This is a genomic window from Streptomyces sp. NPDC049541 (assembly GCF_044465725.1).
Classification (GTDB): Bacteria; Actinomycetota; Actinomycetes; order Streptomycetales; family Streptomycetaceae; genus Streptomyces.
The window spans coordinates 1404011-1423174 of record NZ_JBITLY010000001.1; the positions used below are offsets into that span (position 1 = coordinate 1404011).

Annotated in this window: 21 protein-coding genes; 15 read left to right on the forward strand and 6 right to left on the reverse strand. The window is 71.1% G+C overall.

Features of this window, described 5'->3' with window-relative positions:
* Nucleotides 1-13: 13 nt before the first annotated feature.
* Nucleotides 14-481 (forward strand): Fe-S cluster assembly sulfur transfer protein SufU, encoded by a 468-nt coding sequence (gene sufU / locus ACIBW9_RS06425; RefSeq protein WP_398951733.1) that lies wholly within the window; start codon nucleotides 14-16, stop codon nucleotides 479-481.
* A complete protein-coding gene (locus tag ACIBW9_RS06430; RefSeq protein WP_132854537.1) occupies nucleotides 478-810 on the forward strand; it encodes a metal-sulfur cluster assembly factor in 333 nt (110 codons plus the stop codon). The genes sufU and ACIBW9_RS06430 overlap by 4 nt, the downstream gene beginning before the upstream one ends.
* A gap of 61 nt (nucleotides 811-871) precedes the next feature.
* Here the strand turns inward: ACIBW9_RS06430 and ACIBW9_RS06435 are convergent, their stop codons facing one another.
* Nucleotides 872-1702 (reverse strand): AbfB domain-containing protein, encoded by an 831-nt coding sequence (locus ACIBW9_RS06435; RefSeq protein ID WP_398951735.1) that lies wholly within the window; start codon nucleotides 1700-1702, stop codon nucleotides 872-874.
* A 224-nt stretch (nucleotides 1703-1926) separates the two neighbouring features.
* Here ACIBW9_RS06435 and ACIBW9_RS06440 point away from each other — a divergent pair, with 224 nt between their 5' ends.
* Nucleotides 1927-2247, forward strand: a complete 321-nt coding sequence (locus ACIBW9_RS06440; RefSeq protein WP_398951738.1) for a DMT family transporter — start codon at nucleotides 1927-1929, stop codon at nucleotides 2245-2247.
* Nucleotides 2247-2792, forward strand: a complete 546-nt coding sequence (locus tag ACIBW9_RS06445) for a TetR/AcrR family transcriptional regulator (RefSeq protein WP_398951740.1) — start codon at nucleotides 2247-2249, stop codon at nucleotides 2790-2792. Before ACIBW9_RS06440 ends, ACIBW9_RS06445 begins: the two co-directional genes overlap by 1 nt.
* Before the next feature lie 263 nt (nucleotides 2793-3055).
* On the opposite strand, the gene ACIBW9_RS06450 is transcribed toward ACIBW9_RS06445, so the two are convergent.
* On the reverse strand, nucleotides 3056-3943 hold the full coding sequence (locus ACIBW9_RS06450; RefSeq protein WP_398951743.1) for a winged helix-turn-helix transcriptional regulator: 888 nt from the start codon (nucleotides 3941-3943) through the stop codon (nucleotides 3056-3058).
* A 153-nt stretch (nucleotides 3944-4096) separates the two neighbouring features.
* Here ACIBW9_RS06450 and ACIBW9_RS06455 point away from each other — a divergent pair, with 153 nt between their 5' ends.
* Complete coding sequence (locus tag ACIBW9_RS06455; protein ID WP_398952133.1) at nucleotides 4097-5317, forward strand: MFS transporter; 1221 nt, start codon at nucleotides 4097-4099, stop codon at nucleotides 5315-5317.
* 91 nt (nucleotides 5318-5408) lie between these two features.
* Here ACIBW9_RS06455 and ACIBW9_RS06460 read toward each other — a convergent pair whose 3' ends face one another.
* Nucleotides 5409-5768 (reverse strand): hypothetical protein, encoded by a 360-nt coding sequence (locus ACIBW9_RS06460; protein WP_398951745.1) that lies wholly within the window; start codon nucleotides 5766-5768, stop codon nucleotides 5409-5411.
* A gap of 90 nt (nucleotides 5769-5858) precedes the next feature.
* On the opposite strand from ACIBW9_RS06460, the gene dapD reads away from it, so the two are divergent.
* A complete protein-coding gene (gene dapD, locus ACIBW9_RS06465) occupies nucleotides 5859-6848 on the forward strand; it encodes a 2,3,4,5-tetrahydropyridine-2,6-dicarboxylate N-succinyltransferase (protein ID WP_398951748.1) in 990 nt (329 codons plus the stop codon).
* A 51-nt stretch (nucleotides 6849-6899) separates the two neighbouring features.
* Here the strand turns inward: dapD and ACIBW9_RS06470 are convergent, their stop codons facing one another.
* Both ACIBW9_RS06470 and dapA read right to left on the reverse strand, forming a co-directional pair.
* On the reverse strand, nucleotides 6900-7403 hold the full coding sequence (locus tag ACIBW9_RS06470) for a hypothetical protein (protein WP_398951750.1): 504 nt from the start codon (nucleotides 7401-7403) through the stop codon (nucleotides 6900-6902).
* A 102-nt stretch (nucleotides 7404-7505) separates the two neighbouring features.
* A complete protein-coding gene (gene dapA, locus ACIBW9_RS06475) occupies nucleotides 7506-8396 on the reverse strand; it encodes a 4-hydroxy-tetrahydrodipicolinate synthase (protein ID WP_398951752.1) in 891 nt (296 codons plus the stop codon).
* 160 nt (nucleotides 8397-8556) lie between these two features.
* Here dapA and ACIBW9_RS06480 point away from each other — a divergent pair, with 160 nt between their 5' ends.
* From ACIBW9_RS06480 to ACIBW9_RS06505, 6 genes are all read left to right on the forward strand, one after another.
* Nucleotides 8557-8691, forward strand: coding sequence for a hypothetical protein (locus tag ACIBW9_RS06480; protein ID WP_398951754.1), 135 nt, complete (start codon nucleotides 8557-8559; stop codon nucleotides 8689-8691).
* Complete coding sequence (locus ACIBW9_RS06485) at nucleotides 8688-9380, forward strand: hypothetical protein (RefSeq protein WP_398951757.1); 693 nt, start codon at nucleotides 8688-8690, stop codon at nucleotides 9378-9380. The genes ACIBW9_RS06480 and ACIBW9_RS06485 overlap by 4 nt, the downstream gene beginning before the upstream one ends.
* Nucleotides 9381-9452: 72 nt before the next feature.
* Nucleotides 9453-9872 carry a phage holin family protein gene (locus ACIBW9_RS06490; protein WP_351469205.1) on the forward strand — a complete coding sequence of 140 codons (420 nt, stop codon included), beginning with the start codon at nucleotides 9453-9455 and terminating at the stop codon, nucleotides 9870-9872.
* The gene (locus ACIBW9_RS06495; protein ID WP_398951759.1) at nucleotides 9869-10393 is read left to right on the forward strand and encodes a DUF3618 domain-containing protein; all 525 of its coding nucleotides are present in this window, start codon (nucleotides 9869-9871) and stop codon (nucleotides 10391-10393) included. Before ACIBW9_RS06490 ends, ACIBW9_RS06495 begins: the two co-directional genes overlap by 4 nt.
* Nucleotides 10394-10482: 89 nt before the next feature.
* Nucleotides 10483-11079, forward strand: a complete 597-nt coding sequence (locus ACIBW9_RS06500; protein ID WP_389083105.1) for an ArsR/SmtB family transcription factor — start codon at nucleotides 10483-10485, stop codon at nucleotides 11077-11079.
* 14 nt (nucleotides 11080-11093) lie between these two features.
* A complete protein-coding gene (locus ACIBW9_RS06505; protein WP_398951761.1) occupies nucleotides 11094-11828 on the forward strand; it encodes an SRPBCC domain-containing protein in 735 nt (244 codons plus the stop codon).
* A 15-nt stretch (nucleotides 11829-11843) separates the two neighbouring features.
* On the opposite strand, the gene ACIBW9_RS06510 is transcribed toward ACIBW9_RS06505, so the two are convergent.
* Nucleotides 11844-13670, reverse strand: a complete 1827-nt coding sequence (locus ACIBW9_RS06510) for an endonuclease/exonuclease/phosphatase family protein (protein ID WP_398951763.1) — start codon at nucleotides 13668-13670, stop codon at nucleotides 11844-11846.
* A 278-nt stretch (nucleotides 13671-13948) separates the two neighbouring features.
* Between ACIBW9_RS06510 and ACIBW9_RS06515 the strand changes: the two genes are divergently transcribed.
* The 3 genes from ACIBW9_RS06515 to ACIBW9_RS06525 all read left to right on the forward strand — a co-directional run bounded on the left by ACIBW9_RS06515 (nucleotide 13949) and on the right by ACIBW9_RS06525 (nucleotide 19163).
* The gene (locus tag ACIBW9_RS06515) at nucleotides 13949-15394 is read left to right on the forward strand and encodes a hypothetical protein (RefSeq protein ID WP_398951765.1); all 1446 of its coding nucleotides are present in this window, start codon (nucleotides 13949-13951) and stop codon (nucleotides 15392-15394) included.
* A gap of 294 nt (nucleotides 15395-15688) precedes the next feature.
* Nucleotides 15689-17134, forward strand: coding sequence for an alkaline phosphatase PhoX (locus ACIBW9_RS06520; RefSeq protein WP_398951767.1), 1446 nt, complete (start codon nucleotides 15689-15691; stop codon nucleotides 17132-17134).
* A 448-nt stretch (nucleotides 17135-17582) separates the two neighbouring features.
* Nucleotides 17583-19163, forward strand: a complete 1581-nt coding sequence (locus ACIBW9_RS06525; RefSeq protein WP_398951769.1) for a TROVE domain-containing protein — start codon at nucleotides 17583-17585, stop codon at nucleotides 19161-19163.
* Nucleotide 19164: the final 1 nt, after the last annotated feature.

The window sequence follows — 19164 nt, forward strand, 5'->3', positions numbered from 1 at the left end:
GGCGAGCGATCGCATGAAGCTGGACTCGATGTACCAGGAAGTCATCCTGGACCACTACAAGAACCCGCACGGGCGTGGTCTTCGGGATGGCGACGCCGAGGTGCACCACGTGAACCCGACGTGCGGCGACGAGATCACCCTGCGCGTGAAGTACGACGGCACGAAGATCGAGGACGTCTCCTACGAGGGCCAGGGCTGCTCGATCAGCCAGGCCTCGGCCTCCGTCCTGAACGATCTGCTGGTCGGCAAGGACCTGACGGACGCCCAGAAGATCCAGGAGACCTTCCTGGAGCTGATGCAGTCCAAGGGCCGGATCACACCGGACGACGCGATGGAGGAGGTCCTGGAGGACGCGGTCGCGTTCGCCGGTGTCTCCAAGTACCCGGCCCGGGTCAAGTGCGCCCTCCTCAGCTGGATGGCGTGGAAGGACGCGACGGCCCAGGCCCTGGGCGGAGCCGACGCCGAAAGGAAGACGGCATGAGTGACACCGTGGAGATCAAGCCCGCCTCGGAGGAGGAGCTCCGCGAGGCCCTGATGGACGTCGTCGACCCCGAGCTGGGCATCGACGTCGTCAACCTCGGCCTGATCTACGGCATCCACGTCGACGACGCGAACATCGCGACCGTCGACATGACCCTGACCTCGGCGGCCTGCCCGCTGACGGACGTCATCGAGGACCAGGCCAAGTCCGCCACGGACGGCCTCGTCAGCGAACTGCGCATCAACTGGGTGTGGATGCCGCCGTGGGGCCCCGACAAGATCACGGACGACGGACGCGAGCAGCTGCGGGCGCTCGGGTTCAACGTCTGAGCTCCACCCGCTGCTTGACGGACAACGGCGACGCCCTGAGGGCGTCGCCGTTGTCGTGTCCTCAGGCCAGCCCGGCCACGAACCGGAACGCCGAATCCGCCCGGTAGAGGTCGCCGTACTGGTAGGAATCCAGCTTCAGCTGGAAGTTCTGGTGCCGCAGGAACCGGCCCGGATAGTTCAACGACTCCAGCATCACCGCTCCCGAGTACGCCGACGCCCGCGCGCAGAAGGTGGCGTCCTGCTTGAAGAGGGAGGAGCCGTCGCTCGGTTCGTCGCGGAGCAGGAAGCTGCGGTGGCGCAGGTACTTGCCGTCGTGCGTGACGAAGGAGTAACAGGAGCTCTCCGCCAGGCCCTTGACCACCTTGAAGGTGGAGTCCTGGCGGGACTCCGAGCCGGCCGGCGGGTCGAGCTTCACGTAGTCGCCGCTCACATGCCAGTAGCGGTCGGGGTAGTTCACCGACTGCACGGACCGGTAGGTGGCCGACGGATGCGAGTGGCTCGGCGAACTCGCATGGGACGTGGGCGATGTGGACGGCTTGCTGCCGCCGGCCGCCGAGTCGTGCGGACCCGGCGAGGGGGACGTGCTGGTCTGCGCGGACGAATGGCCGCTCTTTCCGGCGGGCGTCGTGACCCCGTTCGTGGACGGGGAGGCGAAGGAGATCAGGCCTGGGGGCGTCTCGGCGACGGCCGAGGACGGGATTCCGGACGCCCGTGACGGGCGTCCGGAATCCCTGTCCATCACGGCTATCGCCGTGGCGCACGCGACGATCGTCGACAGGGCCAGCGCGCCGGCCAGCCAGAGTCTTCGGGTTCCCGGGGCTCGGGAGGTGTCGGGGACCCAGCCGTTCTCCCAGGGCTGGTTCCGGGGTGGCTCGGGGGTGGTTTCAGGCATGCGCTGTTCCTCCAGCGGCGCCCGAGGCGGCGGCCGGGGATGAGATGAGGATGAGGTGAGTGAGCGGTGAAACCTTAGTGGAGTGAAGAGATTGCGGGGAGTCGTTTAAGCGAGCGATTTCCATGAAGGTTGAACCTCCTCATACGGAATGCGCTGCTACGCATGTGTCGGCGTCGGCCTGCCGTTGTGTACGGACGTACGCATCATTGTGTACGCTCGTACATATGGCACTCCTGATGCTCCTCGCGGCCATCGCCGCCGAGGTGGGCGGTACCACCGCCATGAAGTTCAGCCACGGCTTCAGCCGGCTGTGGCCCTCCGTGCTGACGCTCGCCGGATACGGCCTCTCCTTCTGGCTGCTCGCCCAGACGCTGAAGAGCATGTCGGTCGGCACGGCCTACGCGATCTGGGCCGGCCTCGGCACCGCGGCCATCGTGGCCATCGGCATCCTCTTCCTCGGCGAGGGGATGACCGTCCCGAAGGCCGTGGGGATCGGACTGATCATCGTGGGGGTCGTGGTGCTCAACCTGGGAGGCGCGCACTGATGGCCCGCCGCTACGACCCCGACCGGCGGCAGCGGATCGTCGACGCGGCGATCCGGGTGGTGGGCGAGAAAGGCCTGAGCGGGCTGAGCCACCGCTCGGTCGCCGCCGAGGCCGACGTGCCGCTCGGCTCGACGACGTACCACTTCAAGACCCTCGACGAGCTGATGGTCGCCGCCCTGCGGCAGGCGAGCGAGGGCTTCGCCAAGGTGGTCGCCTCGCGCGGCGGCCTGGCGGATCCGCGGCCCGACCTGGCCGCCGAACTCGCGGGCTGTCTGGGCGAGTGGCTCGCGGGCGACCGTACCGGGGTCGAGCTGGAGTACGAGCTCTATCTAGCCGCCCTGCGCCGTCCCGCCCTGCGCCCGGTGGCCGCCGAATGGGCCGAGGACGTCGCCCGGCAGATCGCCCGGCACACCGACCCGGTGACGGCCCGGGCGCTGGTCGCGCTGATGGACGGCATCTGTCTGCAGGTGCTGCTCACGGGGGTGCCCTACGACGAGGAGTACGCGCGCGAGGTGCTGGCGCGGATGATCCCCCGGCCCCGCTGACAAGCGGGCGCCGCTGGTGCTCGTCTGCCGGCGCTTGCCTTCCTGGGGACCGTGAACCCTCCGGCGCCCCAGGAGCCGGCCTCGCTCCACCGTGCCTCGCGCTCCTGCCGGGCGGGGAACTCGCCGGCCATCCGGTCGAGACCACCGCCGGGCGCCCGGGCGGGTCGTTGTTCCAGGCGATCACTCAGGCGTCTGGTCGAGGGCGACAAGGTCCTGGGCGGCGATCCGTTCCGCCTCACGAGGGGGGGCGTGGGCCGCCCGCCTCATCCCTCCGAGGCGAGACGCCCGACCGTGGCCAGTGCGGCCGCCACGCTCCCCGCGATGTCCGTCACCGGATACTGCACCTCCCGTACGACCCGCTCCCGGTCCACGACCAGCGTGAGCCGCTTCAGCCGGCTGGCCCCCGCCGCGCGGAACGTCGGCAGCCGCAGCGCGGCGATGAGGGACAGGCCGGCGTCCGACAGCAGCGGGAAGCGCAGCTCCTCCTTCTCCGCGAACGCCCGCTGCTCGTCCGGGCGTTGGGTGGAGACGCCGTGCACGGCGGCGCCCGCGGCGGTGAACTCGGCCAGCCGGTCGCGGTAGGTGCAGGACTCCAGGGTGCAGCCCGGCGTGCCGGGGATGTCCGTCCAGCCCGGAGGGTACGAGTCGGCGCGGGCGTAGGCGCCGGGGAAGCAGTACAGGACGGTGTACGGGCTGTCGGCGGCGACCGGGTCCAGCAGCCCGCCCGTGTGGCCCGGGAGCCGGAGTTCGGGGATCCGCTCGCCGACCAGTTCGTGCACCCGCTGGGCCTCGGCGGACGCCTCCGCCGTGGTGGCCGTCGTGCTCCCGTCGCCCAGGACCCAGGTGTCGCCCCAGTCCTGGAGGGCGATCAGTACGGGGAGCAGGGCGCGGCCGCGCGGGGTGAGGCGGTACTCGTGGCGGACGGGGCGCTCCTGGTACGGCACCCGGGACAGCACGTCCGCCTCGACGAGAAGGCGCAACCGCTCTGTCAACACCTTTCTGGACACGCCGAGTTCGGCCTGCAGCGCGTCGAAGCGGTGCACCCCGCGTGCCGCGTCCCGGACGATCAGCAGCGTCCACCAGTCGCCGACCACGTCCAGGGCCTGGGCGATGGCGCAGGTGGCGTCCTCCAGGCTCGTCCTGCGGGCCATGGCTCCCGTCCCTTCGTGCACAGGTCGTGGTTGACCTGAGGTTGCCATGCCTCCATAGTAAGTTCCTAAAAGGAACTCACTGGGGGACGAGTGCGAGGTCTGCGAGAAGTGCCGCGGACGGTCTGGCTGCTGGCCTGCGGGACGTTCGTGAACATGGTCGTGAGCGTGAGCTTCGCCTATACGTTCCTGTATCTGACCGGGCCGCGGGGGCTCGGCACGGGCCAGGCGGGCCTGCTCAGCGGCGTCGCGGGGGTCGGGCTGGTCGCGGGGAATTTCACCGGTGGCTGGTACGGAGACCGTTTCGGTCACCGGCGGGTGCTGCTCGCCGGCGCCGCGGTGTCCGGGCTGGTCCTGGCCGCCGTGCCGCTGCTGCCGACCTCGCTGCTGTTCGCCGCGCTGCCGCTGTCGCAGTACGCGTCCGGGGTGCAGCGCGCCGCCAACTCCGCGCTGGTCGCGGTCATCGTGCCCGAGGGGGCACGGCGGCAGGCGTTCGCCGTGGTGCGGGCCGCGGCCAACGGGGGGTTCACCTTGGGCCCGGTTCTCGGGGCGCTGGTCGCCACGCGCTTCTCGTACGACTGGCTGTACGTCGCCGAGGGGCTCGGGAGCCTGGGGCTGGCGTGCTGGACGGCGCGGGTGGTGCCGGCGCGGGGGGCTGCCGGGCGGGGGCGGGCGGGGCGCGTCGAGCGGGGTGGGGTGTGGGCGGCGCTTCGGGCGCGGCCCGCGGTGCTGGTGCTGTTGCCGGCGATTTTGGTGATCGACGTCGTCTATCGGCAGCAGTACTCCACGTTTCCTGTCTTTCTCGCCGACCACGGGATGGACGCGCGGGTGTACGGGGTGCTGCTCGCGATCAACGGGGGTGTGCTGCTGTGTCTGGAGCTGCCGGTGGCGGTGGTGCTGCGGCGGCGGTCGCCGTTGCGGATCGTGGGGTGCGGGCTGTTGTTGGTCGGTGGGGGGTACGGGGTGCTGTTGGTGGGGGCCGGGGTGGGGGCGGCGGTGGTGATGATGGGGCTGTTGACGGCGGGGGAGGTGTTGTACAAGACGACCGCTACGGCTTATGTCGCTGATCAGGCTCCGGGGCATGTGCTCGGGCGGTTTCAGTCGTTGTATGCCGGGGTGTCGATCAGTGGGGTGGTGTTGGCTGCGCCGTTGGGCGGGGCGCTGTACGCGGCTGCGCCGGGGGTGTTGTGGCCGGTGTGTGCGGGGTTGGGGGTGCTGGCCGGGGGTGTGGTGCTGTTGGCCGGGGGCCGAGCTGGCGCCCCTGTGTCCGGCGCCGCACAGGTTCCTCGCCCCCGCCGCCCCTACCCGTCCCGTCCCAGGGGCGCCGCCCCTTCGGCCCCGCTGGGGGCTGCGCCCCCAGACCCCCCTTCGGCCTGAACGGCCTCGTCCTCAAACTCCCCCACTCTCGGCTTCGCTCGAGCGGGGGGACCCCCACGACGGGCTGAATGGGGCGCGCCCCGACAGCTCGTCAGACGAGGGTGTCTGAGGGCGCCGGTTCGGTGGCGTTCTCCCGGTGCCGGGCCCGCTGGGTGATCAGGCCGGCGACCACGGCGACGGCGGTGACCAGGAGGGTCAGCAGGAGCGAGCGCCGGCTCCCGGAGTCGGCTGCCATGCCGGCGATGATGGCCAGGAGTGCCGCCAGGACGAGCAGGCTCAGCCAGGGGTAGGCCCACATCCGGACGGTGAGGGCTTCGGGCCGTTCCCGCATCAGCCGGGCCCGCCCGCGCAGGTGGGTGACCGTGATGCAGAGGTAGACCACGACGGCGGCTTCGCCTGCACGCTCGGCGACCGGGCCGAGGGCAGTCCGGGTTCGCGAAGATCCGACCATGGCGCTGGTGCTGGGAGGGGGCCGCCCGTTACCTGAGACGGGGGCCCCATCGGTTGGCCTGCGCAGGCCCCGGCCGGTTAGGTTGCCCTCATGACCGACACGACTGCTCCTCGTACCACCGGCGCCGTGGGCGCCGGGCTCGCCACGATCGCCGCTGACGGCACTGTTCTCGACACCTGGTTCCCCGCGCCCGCGCTGAGCGAGGAGGCCGGTCCGGCCGGAACCGAGCGGCTGTCCGCCGAGAAGGCCCTGGAGCTGCTCGGGGACGGTGCGGCGAAGGCGATCGGGACCGACGCCCGGCGTGGTGTCGAGGTCGTCGCGGTGCGCACGGTCATCTCCTCGCTCGACGAGAAGCCGATCGACACGCACGACGCCTACCTGCGGCTGCACCTGCTCTCGCACCGCCTGGTCCAGCCGCACGGCCAGAGCCTCGACGGCATCTTCGGCCTGCTGCCCAACGTGGCCTGGACCTCGCTCGGCCCGGTCGCCGTCGACGAGATCGAGAAGGTGCGGCTCAACGCCCGCGCCGAGGGCCTGCACCTCCAGGTGACCTCCGTCGACAAGTTCCCGCGGATGACGGACTACGTCGCCCCCAAGGGCGTCCGTATCGCCGACGCCGACCGGGTGCGGCTCGGTGCGCACCTCGCGGCCGGCACCACCGTCATGCACGAGGGCTTCGTCAACTTCAACGCCGGCACGCTCGGCACGTCGATGGTCGAGGGCCGTATCTCCGCGGGTGTCGTGATCGGCGACGGCTCCGACATCGGCGGCGGCGCCTCCACCATGGGCACGCTCTCCGGTGGCGGCAACGTCCGCATCACCATCGGCGAGCGCTGCCTGATCGGCGCCGAGGCGGGCGTCGGCATCGCGCTCGGCGACGAGTGCGTCGTCGAGGCCGGGCTGTACGTCACCGCGGGCACCCGCGTCACCATGCCCGACGGGCAGATCGTCAAGGCCCGTGAACTCTCCGGTGCCTCCAACATCCTCTTCCGCCGCAACTCGGTCACCGGCACGGTCGAGGCCCGCCCGAACAACGCGGTCTGGGGCGGTCTGAACGAGATCCTGCACAGCCACAACTGAGCGGTACGACAGCCCGGGCGCCCTTCCGCCGGCGGGCGGGAGGGCGCTTCGTCATGCCCGCGGCGCCGCCGCGAACTCCGCGAGCGCCGCGAAGTCGTCCTCCCGCAGACCGAGCCGCGGGTTGACGTGGTGCAGGAGCGCGCGGCCCGGATGGTGGGCGCGCACGTACTCCTCGTCCGCCTGGCTCTGCTCGTCGTCCACCCATGCGAACGGGCGGCCCCCGGCATACGCCACGATCGCCTCCGTCTTCCAGTGCACCCCGTCGGCCCGGAGCGCGAACAGGCCCGCACCGAAGTCGACGTACGGCAGCTCGGGCAGACCGATGACCGGGGCGATCCAGCGGTTGGCGGCGTCCATCCAGGTCGTGGCCCAGCAGAGGTCGTAGTCGAGGGAGAGCAGTGCCGGGCCGTGGGACGGGTTCAGCCAGACCCGCAGGGCCCGGCCGGGATGCAGGGCCACCCGGATCGTCGTATAGCCCTCCGGGCGGCGTTCGGGCGGTGCGGCCCACGGGTTGAGCGGGCCGTCGACGTCGAGGAACAGCAGGGGGCGGCTCACAGCGACAACGTACGGCACGAGGGCTGTGCTGCTGCCGGCAAGGCATCGGCGGCAGCCCGACCTGCACCACCGGCTGCACGATCACAACCTGGCCCGGATCGGTCACCCGGCCGTGAGCTCCTCGTAGGCCGCCAGCAGCCCGTCGACCGTCTCGCGGCCGGCGGGCCGCAGCGGGGCGCGGACGGTGCCCGCCGGCAGGCCGAGCTCGTTGAGGAGCGCCTTCGCGGTGACGGTGCCGGGCAGACCGGCCGACATCATCAACTCGATGAGCGGCATGGCGCGTTGCTGGAGGCGGGCGGACACGGGGGTGTCGCCCGCCTCGAACGCGTCGAGCACGGCGCGGAGTTCGGACGGTACGACGTTCGCGACGGTGCTGATGTACCCGGCGCCGCCCACCGCGTACAGGGCGAGGTTGTGCTCGTCGCAACCCGCGTAGTACGCCAACTCCGTGCGGGAGAGCACCTTCTGGGCGGCGAGGAAGTCGTAGGAGCAGTCCTTGACCGCCACGATCCGGGGGTGCTCGGCGAGCCGGAGCATGGTGTCCGACTCGATACGGGTGCCGGTGCGGCCCGGGATGTCGTACAGCACGACCGGCAGCCCGCAGGCGTCCGCGACCGTCCGGAAGTGCTCCTCCAGCGCGTCCTGCGGGGGCCTGCTGTAGTACGGACTGACCACCAGCACGCCGTCCGCGCCCGCCTTTTCGGCCTCCCGGGCGAGTTCCACGGTGTGCAGGGTGTCGAAGGTGCCGACGCCCGCCACGACCGAGGCCCGGCCGCCCACCGCCTCCCGCACCGCCTCGACCAGTGCCGCCTTCTCGGCGTCCGTGGTGGTCGGTGACTCGCCCGTCGTGCCGGAGAGCACCAGACCGTCGCACCCCCGCGAGACCAGGTGGTCGGCGAGCCGCTGCGCCCCGTCGAGATCGAGGGCGCCCCCCTCGGTGAAGGGGGTGATCATCGCGCAGAGTGCCCGGCCGAAGGGGGCGGTAGTCGTCATGCCCTCAGTCTCGGCAGAGGGACGGTGAAGCTCCACTTAATTCTTCTACGAGATATTGATAAGCGTTGCTGTGGTGCGGCCGGCCAGGCCCTATGTCCATTTCGCCCGCCATGGGTCAGCATGGTCGTGACGGTCATCGGCATCGGCCCATGGAGGCGTCATGAAGCTCGGCAAGGCACTGGCCACCGGAGTCGCGGAGGAACAGCCGCAGACCCATGAGCAAGAGCTCGAACTGCCCGAGGAGACCCAGGACGTCAAGGCGTCCGCGCGCGAAGAGGTCCCGGCGGCCCGATGAGACTGCGGCTTCCGGAGGAACGCCCGACGGAGCCGCCGACCGGATACAAGATCGCCCACCCGGTGCTGTCCCAGGACGGCACCCGGGCCGGGTTCACCGGTGTGTCGCTGGGCGGCGCGCTGCCGTACGGAGTCCTGGCCGACGCGTCCTGTGTCTACGGACTGCGCCATCGGGCACCGCACCGCCGCTGCGACTGCGGCTTTCACTGCGTGCACGACCGCACGGCGGCCGAGGCGCTGCTGTGCACGGCCGAGCACCGGGCGGCCGTCCTGCTGGAGGTCCTGGTCCTCGGCCGCTACCTCCGCTTCGAGCGCGGCTTCCGCTACGCCCGCCAGCGGGTGCGGACCGCCACGGTCGGCCCCTGCGCGTGCGGCACGGTCGCCACCGCCCTGGCCGACGCGGGCTGGGGCCGGCCCGGCTGGCGCGCGCTGGCCCCCTCCTGCGCGGGCTGCGTCCGCGGCCGTACGTCCGTCTCGCTCGCCTCCTTCGCACGGCTGGCGGGGGAGGGGCTGCGGGTGGTGGCGGGCAGCGGCGCCGCGCTGCCGGCGGCGGACCTCGCGGTGCCCGAGGGGCTCGGGGTGCCCGAACTCGTCGCCGAAGCAGCCCTGTTGCAGGCCCGCCTCGACTGGTTCCAGACCCAGCTGGGCCGGCTCGGCGAGCGCGGGCCGGGCGGTGACCGGCAGGGATAGCGGAGGTCGGCAGGGGTACCCGGAGTGTTCCGAACGGAGGAAGCCGAGAGGCACGCGAGAGGAGGCGACCCCGTGACCGGGACCATGCACCCCCAGCCGGTGCGCGACGGGCACCGCTCGGTGGGCGAGCTCGTCGGACAGGCCACCGAACAGCTATCCCGGCTCGTACGACAGGAAGTGGCCCTCGCCAAGGAGGAATTGTCCGCCAAGGGCCGGCGTGCCGGGCGCGGCGGCGGGCTGCTCGGCGCCGCGGGCGCGTTCGCCTACGCCGGCCTGCTCGCCCTGGCCGGCACGGGCGTCGCCGCCCTCTCGCTGGTGCTGTCGGTCTGGGCTGCGGCGCTCATCGTGACCGCCGTGCTCTTCGTGATCGCGGCCGTGCTGGCCGTGACCGGCCGCGCCCAGCTGCGCCGCGCCGCACCGCCGACGCCCGAGGAGACCCTCGTCAGCGTCCGGGCCGATGTCGAAGAGATCAGGGAAAGGGCGCACCGATGACGGACAGGACAGGGCCTTCCGGCGCCAAGGGACCCGATGAGCTGAGGCGGCAGATCGAGCAGACGCGCAGCCAACTCGGCGAAACAGTGGAGGAGCTGGCGGAGAAGATGGATGTGAAGGGACGCGCGCGGGCCCGGGCGGCCGACCTGAAGGACAAGGCGAGCGCCATGACCGTGCAACTGCGCAGCACGGCCGCGCAGGCCGGCCATGCGGTCCAGGACCGGGCCGCGCAGACCGGCCACAAGGTGCACGACACTGCGACGAAGACCGGCCACCTGGTGCAGGACAGGGCGACGAAGGCCGGGCACCAGGTGCACGACCGAGCCCTGACGGCGGGCCACGCCGCCCAGGACAGGGCCAGCCGGACGGGACACACCCTGCAGCACAGGGCGGAACACGACGCTCCCTGGCCCGCCCGCCCCGTCGTCAGGGCGGCGGTACGGCACCCTCGGCCCGCGCTGGTCATCACAGCGGCTCTGGCCCTTGTCGTGGTGGTGGGCTGGAGGTACCCCAAGCGGTAGCAGAACGCTCCTGCCTCTGACCCTGACACCGTCTCACCGAAAACCTCAGTCTTCTAGACAAAAAAAGTTTTCGGTGGGACGGTGGACGCATGCTGGACGTCACCGTCATCGAGGACCCCGAGGCCGCCGCCGTCTCCCTGGACCCCGTCAGGGCCAGGCTGCTCGCCGAGCTCGCGGCCGGACCCGCGTCGGCGGCGATGCTGGCCGGCCGGGTCGGCCTGCCGCGGCAGAAGGTGAACTACCACCTCAAGGCGCTGGAGCGGCACGGCCTGGTCGAGCTGGCCGGGGAGCGCCGCAAGGGCAATGTCACCGAGCGGCTGATGCAGGCCACCGCGGCCTCGTACGTCATCTCGCCGCTCGCGCTCGCCGCCGTGCAGCCGGACCCGGACCGTTTCCGGGACCAGCTGTCCGCGCGGTGGCTGCTGGCGCTCGGCGCCCGGCTCGTCAGGGACGTCGGCTCGCTCATCACCGGTGCCGCGAAGGCCCGCAAACGGCTGGCCACGTATGCCCTCGACGGCGAGGTGCGCTTCGCCTCGGCCGCCGAACGGGCTGCGTTCGTCCAGGAGTTGACGGCCGGCGTCACCGCGCTGATCCGCAAGTACGACGCCCCCGACGCCGAGGGCGGGCGCGACCACCGGATCGTCGTGGCCGTCCATCCCACCCTCAAGGCAACCGAGCAGGACTAGGCAGGAGCCCCACCATGTCCAAGGAATTCGAGATCGCCCGCGAGTTCGAGGTCGACGCCACTCCCGAGGAGGTGTGGGAGGCGATCACCACCGGGACCGGCGGGTACCTGTGGCCGATGGAGCCGCCCGAGCCCCGGGTCGGCGGCAAGGGACCCTTCGGGTCCGAGGTCACCGCCTGGGACCCGCCGCACCGCTACACCAACCGCGTCGCGGACGTCGAGGGCATCTCCGAGCAGACCCTCAACCAGCTCGACTACACGATCGAGCCCCGCGACGAGGGGCGCCGGGCCTGGGTGCGGTACGTGCACAGCGGGATCTTCGTCGACGACTGGGACAACCAGTACGACGGCGCCGCGAAGCACACCGACTTCTATCTGCACACCCTGCGCGAGTACCTGGTCCACTTCGCGCCCCGGCCTGCCGCCTTCGCCACCTTCGACGGGCCCGAGGCATCCAAGGCCGCCGACGCCCTCGCCGTCGTCGGGGGGGCGCTCGGTGTGGGCGAGGACGTGGCTGCCGGCACCCGGCTGACGGTCCGCGGGCCCGACGAGTTCGACGCCGTGGTCGACTTCCGCAACCCGTACTTCATCGGGCTGCGCACCGACCGGGGCCTCACCCGCTTCTTCGGGCGCAACCACTGGGGACACCCGGTCGGCATCTCCCTGCACGACTTCACGCCGGACGCCGACATCAAGGAGTGCGAGGCCGCCTGGCAGGACTGGCTGAACGGTGTGTTCAGCCAGTCCTGAGCAGGGCCCGCCCCGTCACGGGCGGAAGCGCAGCACCTGCGGGTCGTGGTCGCTGATCTGGTCGTTGAACTCCGAGTTGACGTGCACGCTGTCGTACTCGAAGTCGCAGGACTTACGGATCGACGGGCTGATCAGGATCTGGTCGAGTACCTGCTGGTTGCCCTGGTAGTCGTAGGTGTAACGCTCCCTCTTCGGCAGCGACTTGATCGCCGACCAGAGCTCGCCGTCACCCTCCAGGATCTTGGCGGTGTCGGAGAACTCGAAGTCGTTCATGTCGCCGAGCGCGATCACGTCCGCGTTCTTCTGGACGTCCAGGATGCTCTTGACGAACGCGTTGACCAGCGTCGCCTGCGCGTGCCGCTGGGTCTCCGAACTGCGCGTCGGGGGCTGGTACTGCGAGGTCAGCCCCTGGTCGCCGCCCTTGGAGTTCAGGTGGTTGGCGATCACGAAGACCGTGCGGCCATGGAAGACGAACTCACCGGCCAGTGGCTTGCGGCTGGACTTCCAGGCGTCGTTCGCCGGGTCGACACGGCCGGGGGAGACCGTCAGCTGCGCCTTGCCGTGCACCTTGGTGACGCCCACCGCGGTGGTGGAGTCGCCGCCCGCACGGTCCACGAAGGACACCCGTTCCGGGTTGAACAGGAACACCTGGCGGATGTTGCCGCCGGGCTCGCCGCCGTCCTGGTCGTTGACCGGGTTGATCGAGCGCCAGTCGTACTTCGGGCCGCCGGCCGCGACGATCGCGTCGATCAGCTTGTTCACCGTCACGTCGGCGGCGACCGTGCCGTCGTCCGTCGCACCGTTGTTGTCCTGGATCTCCTCCAGGGACACGATGTCGGGGGACTGCAGGTTGTTCACGATCGCGGCGGCGTGCGCGTCGAAGGTCTTGTCGGACGGGTCGAGGTTCTCGACGTTGTACGTCGCGACCGCCAGCTCGCCGCGCGACTGCTTCTGCGTCGTCTCCCGCTGCAGACCGCCGCTCTTCAGCGTGCCCAGCTGACCTGCGACCAGGGTGTAGCCGCCGAACTGGTTGAAGTCCAGCGGACCTGCCGTGGCGCCGGTCAGCGTGTCGCCGACGTTCGCCTTCGGGAAGTCGGCCGTCGCGCCCAGCGACTGGATCTGCAGCCGACCGGTGTTCTGCGACTCGTAGGAGCCGTAGAGCGTGCCGCCGCTCGGGGTCCGGTGCTCGTGCGGCTTCACCGTGACCCACAGCTCGGAGTACGGGTCGGTGGCCGTGACCACGCGGACGTCGGCGACCTGGACGTTCATGCCCTCCAGGGACTCGTAGTAGTCCAGGGCGTACGTCGACGGCTGCAGCGTCAGACCGTTGATCGAGCCGTTCGCGGCGGTGTCGCCCGCCGGGGTGTAGAGCGCGGGCACCGACTTCGCGTCGATCACCGTCGGGGCCGGCACGGCGTTGCCCGTGGAGACGGTGGTGATCGTCGGCTTGGTGATCTCGGTGACCGACTGGTTGCCGGACGAGGCGCCGCCGGGGACGTACTCGGAGACCGTGCCGGTGACCGTGACGGAGTCACCGACGGCGGCCTTCGGGGTGGAGCTGGTGAAGACGAATATGCCCTCACTGGTGGCCGGGTTGTCGTCCGGGTTCGGATCCTGGATCCAGAAGCCTCTGGAGGAGCCGTAGGTGCGCACGCCGGTGACAATTCCGGCCACGTCGGTGACCTTCTGGCCGGCGTACGGAGAAATGCGCGTAGTGCCCTGGATGTCATGGATGCGCACGGAGTCGGCGTGCGCCGGAGAGGTCAGGGCTACGGCGGACGCCGCGGAACAGACGGCGGCGACGGTGAGCGCGGCGAGACGCGCGGAAGACTTGCTCGGCAACGGGATCCCTCCGGGGACGTGCGTGGGCGCCGGGACGAGGGTGGTGCTCGGGACGGTCCTAGGCCGCGACCGGTGGGGCGGTGGCGACGCGCGTAGAAAATACAGTGAACATGTGTCCGCTTCGTTTCTACGCGCGTCAATCTCCTGCGTGCGCACGCCAGTTGTCAAGGTTTCGGCCATGTACGGACGGGGTCCGGGAGATGAACCGGGCGGCATGGGTGGAAATCCGTCTAGGCTGAGCGGTTGAGTGGTACGACACGCCCGAGGAGAACCAGCCGATGTCAGACAGCTCCCCCCTGCCGCCGGTGCGGCTGCACCCCGAAGCGGAGCTGGCGCGGGACGCGTTGGCCACACCCCTGCTCTCCCGGGCCGCCCGGCTCGCCCGCTGGGCCGGGCCGGACACCCGGATCGACGCCGGGGGCGGGCTCGTCGAGGAACAGCTGCCGGCCGCCGCCGAGCTGCTCGGGCTGAGCGGGGACGACGCCGCGGCCCTGGCGAGCGAGGCCTGGCGGGTCGCCGTGGACACCGGGCTCGTCGAGATCGCGGACTCCGAGGAGGAGGCCGAGGGCACCGTCGCCGCCGGGCAGGACCTGGCACTGCTCACCCAGGGCTCGCCGCACGAGGTGCTGGGCGTCTGGCAGGAGGCCCTGGAGACGGTGCTCGCCGACGCCAGCGTCCCCGACCTGGACGACCTGGAAGGCGCCCTCGACGAGAGCGGCGAGATCGACTTCTCCCGACTGGAGTGGGACCCGGAGGCGGAGGCCGAGTTCCTCGACGGCGTCCTCGGCAACCTTTACCTGCTCACCGTCAGCGAGGACGGCCCCGGCGACGGACCCGTCCCGCTGCCGGCCCTCGCCGCCTCGATGATCGTGCCCAGCGACATGGGGGAGCCCACCAACGACGTCCTGGAGCAGGTCTCCGACGCGATGATGCGGCTCGACGACCAGTTCCGGCTGCTGGAGCCGGTGGGACTCGTCGAGTACCAGCCGGTCGACGAGGCGCTGATGGCGGAGCCCGACGACGCTGCCGCGGAACCCGCCGCCCGGGCCGACGACACCGACGTCTCGCGCTACGGCATGGTGCGGCTGACCCCGCTCGGCCTGTACGGGCTGCGGGCGCGACTGCTGGAGGCCGGGCTCACCGCGCCCGCGGTCGGCGACCTCGTGGACAAGGGCGCCGACGCGCTGCTGGACGGAACGGCCACCTTCCCCCAGGCCGCCGCACAGGCCGAGACCGAACAGTGGCTGGCCCGCCGCGAACCCCTCGCCGCCGCACGGGAGTTGCTGGCCGCGGCCCGCGGCGCGGACGCGGGCGCGCCCCTGCGCCGGCTGCGCTGCCAGCAGGCGCTGTCCCTGGTCGGCGCCGAGACCGAACCCGCACTGCGCGAGGTCCTCGACGACCCGGAGCTGGGCGGCCTCGCCCGGGTCTGGCTGACCGAGCACGGCGCCTCGGACGTGCCGGCCCCCTCCGAGACGATGATCTTCTGGCTCACCATCGACACCATCGCCGCCCAACTGGCCGCCGAGGGCAACTCCAAGGAACTACGGGCGCTGGTATCGGGCCTGGCCGCCCAGCACGGCGGCTTCTTCGCCGCGGCCTGGCGGGTCGACCACCCCGCCACGGCGGACGTGCTGGAGGCCATGGGGCGGCTGCACCCGGACAAGCGGATCGCCAAGGAAGCACGGAAGGCGGCGTTCAAGGCGCGGTCGCAGCACGGGGGTTGAGCCAGCCCCTCCACGGACCGTGTCGCTGGGCGGCTCCGCCGCGGGACGCGATCGGCCGGTGACCGGTCCGAGGAGAGGAAAAAGGGTCGTTCTGCCGTCCCTGTGGGTATTCATCCGACCCATTACCCGGGCACAAGGTCTTTTTGAGTTCCGTGGTCCGCACTGGACGGATTCATGGAAGAGGGCCCGTAGGTGTCGTCCCGCGTTCAACTCCCGTTCAGGCACGGGCGAAACGGTGGCGCCGACCCGAGGTCCGCCACCCTCCACGGCACGCCCACCGTCACAGGAGACACCATGTCGCTCACCCGCAGGGACTTCGCCAGAAAATCCGCGATCACCGGTGCCGGTGTCGCGCTGGCGGGCAGCGTCGGCGCCCTGGCCACCGCCCCGAACGCCCTGGCGTCCTCGGACACCGAGGAAGCGGGCGAGGAGTCGGCCGGCACACACAGGGGTGTCGGCTACGGACCGCTGATCCCCGACCCGGACGGCATCCTCGCCCTCCCCGCCGGCTTCAAGTACCGGATCATCACCTACAGCGGCAGGACCAAGCTGGAGTCCGGTGAGTTCACCCCCTCCAACCACGACGGCACCTCCACCTTCGCCGGCCCCCGCGGCGCCACCCTCCTCGTCAACAACCACGAGCTGAAGGGCCCGCGCGCCAACTGGCCGCACCCCGTCCCGCTCACCGAGGGCCTCGTCTACGACCCCGCCGCATCCGGCGGCTGCACGGTCGTCGAGGTGCGCCGCGACCATGTCGCCGAGTGGGTCGGCATCGCCGGCACCTCCACCAACTGCGCGGGCGGCAACACCCCTTGGGGCACCTGGCTCACCTGCGAGGAGACCGAGGACAAGGCCGGCCAGAACGGCATGACCAAGGACCACGGCTACGTCTTCGAGGTCGACCCCTCCGACCGCCGCGCGGGCCGCGACCCCAAGCCCATCAAGGCGCTGGGCCGCTACGCCCACGAAGCGGTCGTCGTCGACCCGAAGCGCGGCCACCTCTACCTCACCGAGGACGCGGCGACCCCCAACGGCCTCCTCTACCGCTGGACCCCGCCCAAGGGCTTCTGCCACGGCCGCGGCAAGCTCCGCACCCTCGCCGACGACGCCGGTGTCCTCCAGGCCTTCAAGTGCTTCGACTCCGGCGGCAAGTTCGTCGACGACCTCTCCCGCGCCACGAAGATCGGCACGGTGTACGGCGTCGACTGGGTGGACGTCCCCGACCGCGACGCCCGGACGACCTCCGTCCGCAAGCAGTTCACCGCCGGCCAGGTCACCCGCGCCCGCAAGCTGGAGGGCATGTGGTGGGGCGACGGCGGCGTCTACGTCGTCTCCTCCTACGCCCGTGACGAGAGCCCCGTGCAGCACGACGGCGCCGTCTGGTTCTACGACCCCAAGCGCCGCACCCTCACCCTGAAGGTCCTGCTCGGCGTCAACCCCGACCCGTCCGCCGAGGGCAACTTCGACGGCCCCGACAACATCACCGTCTCCCCGTACGGCGGCCTCGTCATCGCCGAGGACGGCGAGGGTCTGCAGCACCTGTTCGGCGCGACCGACAGCGGCCGCACGTATCCGATCGCCCGCAACGAACTCAACATCGGCACCGAAGACAAGCCCGAATACAGCGAGTTCACGGGTGTCACCTTCTCGCCCGACGGCAGCACGCTGTTCGCCAACATCCAGGAGCCCGGGATCATGCTGGCGATCACCGGGCCCTGGAAGCGCCAGAAGCGCGGCTGATTAATTCGCTCGCTCCTCCCGCGGCACGCCTCTTACAGTGATGAACGTCCAGGTGCGAAGGCAGGACCTACTTCCACTGATAATGGGGCGGCCGCGGGTTCGAGTCCCGCCACCGGTACAACGCGCCGGTGTAGCTCAGGGGTTAGAGCACCTACGTCGGTTCCGCCGACCTTGAACTCTGGACACCACAACTTCATTGCACCTCCCGGTGCGAACCATTTGATCTCGGGGAGGCGCAGCTCAAGGTGGGTGCCCGGTGCGCAGGCAGCGGATACTTCAGGGAACTGGTGGGGGAAAACCCTCGTGCGGGTTCGAATCCCGTCATCGACTCAGGTCGGTGTGGCGGAACGGAAGACGCGCCAGTTGATAAGCACCGCAGTCGACTTCGACCTCGGACACCTTCCTTTTGCTGCGCCTCCCTCCGAAAACGAATTCGGGGGAATTCACCATGGCACGATTCAACACCAAGGCGGCGCGGGCGCAGCCCACTTCGCGCGTCACCTCGACGGGCCGCGTGCTCCGTTCGTACGAGGGCGGCCGCGGCCGTGAGCGGGATGCGCGCTCCGAGCTTTTTCTGCTCGCGATCGCCAACTTCGTGTCGCAGCAGACCTTCTACGAGTCCGGCGCCGACCGTGACGACCGCTTCGCGCGCCTCGTCCGGCGCCTCGCCGTGGAGGACCCGACCTGGACCGCCGGTCTGCTCGGCTGGCTGCGAGGCGAGGGCAACATCCGTACGGCCGCGCTCGTCGGCGCCGCCGAGTACGTGAAGGCGCGCCTCGACGCGGGCGCCACCGACGGCCCCTCGAACCGCCAGGTCATCGCCTCCGTGCTGCAGCGCCCCGACGAGCCCGGCGAACTGCTCGCGTACTGGACCGCGACGTACGGCCGCAGCGTCCCCAAGCCCGTCAAGCGCGGAATCGCCGACGCCGTGCGCCGCCTCTACAGCGGCAAGTCGCTGCTCAAGTACGACACCGCCTCCAAGGGCTACCGCTTCGGCGACATCCTCAACCTGGTGCACGCCGCACCCGACCCGGACAAGCCGTGGCAGGGCGACCTGTTCCAGTACGCCCTCGACCGCCGGCACAACCCGGACACCGCGGTGCCGCCCGCCTCGAACCGTGTGCTGACCGCGCATCGCGAGCTGATGGCGCTGCCGCTGGCCAAGCGGCGCGCGGTGGTGACCTCGCGCGGCGGGGCTGAGCGTCTGGCGGAGGCCGGGATGACCTGGGAGGCGCTGGCCGGATGGCTGCAGGGCCCGATGGACAAGGCGGCCTGGGAGGCCGTGATCCCGTCCATGGGGGTCATGGCGCTCGTGAGGAACCTGCGGAACTTCGACCAGGCCGGCGTCTCCGACAAGGTCGCGGCCCAGGTGGCCGCGCGCATCAGCGACCCGGCGGAGGTCGCGCGCTCGCGGCAGTTCCCCTTCCGGTACCTCGCCGCGTACCAGCACGCGCCCTCGCTGCGCTGGTCGTACCCGCTGGAGCAGGCGCTCGGCCACTCGCTGGTCAATGTGCCCGCGCTGCCGGGCCGGACGCTGGTGCTCGTCGACCGTTCCGGCTCGATGTGGGCGCCGCTGTCGGACCGCTCGGAGCTCAACCGGGCCGACGCGGCGGCGATCTTCGGCACGGCGCTCGCGCTGCGGGCGCAGGACGCCGACCTCGTCGAGTTCGGCACCACCAGCCGGCGGCTGTCGTTCGACGAGGGCGAGTCGGTGCTGAAGATCCTCGGCCGCTTCGGCGACCTGGGCGGCACCGACACCACCTCGGCCATCCGCGCGCACTACCGCGGGCAGGACCGGGTGCTGATCGTCACCGACGAGCAGTACACCTACAGCCGCCACGGCGACCCGACCGAGCAGGTCCCGGCGCATGTGCCGGTGTACACCTGGAACCTCGCCGGCTACCGGGCGGGCCACGGCCCGTCGGGGAAGGGCAACAGGCACACCTTCGGGGGCCTGTCGGACGCGGCTTTCCGGATGGTGCCTCTGCTCGAGTCCGCTCGGGACGCCGACTGGCCCTGGGCGGCCTGAG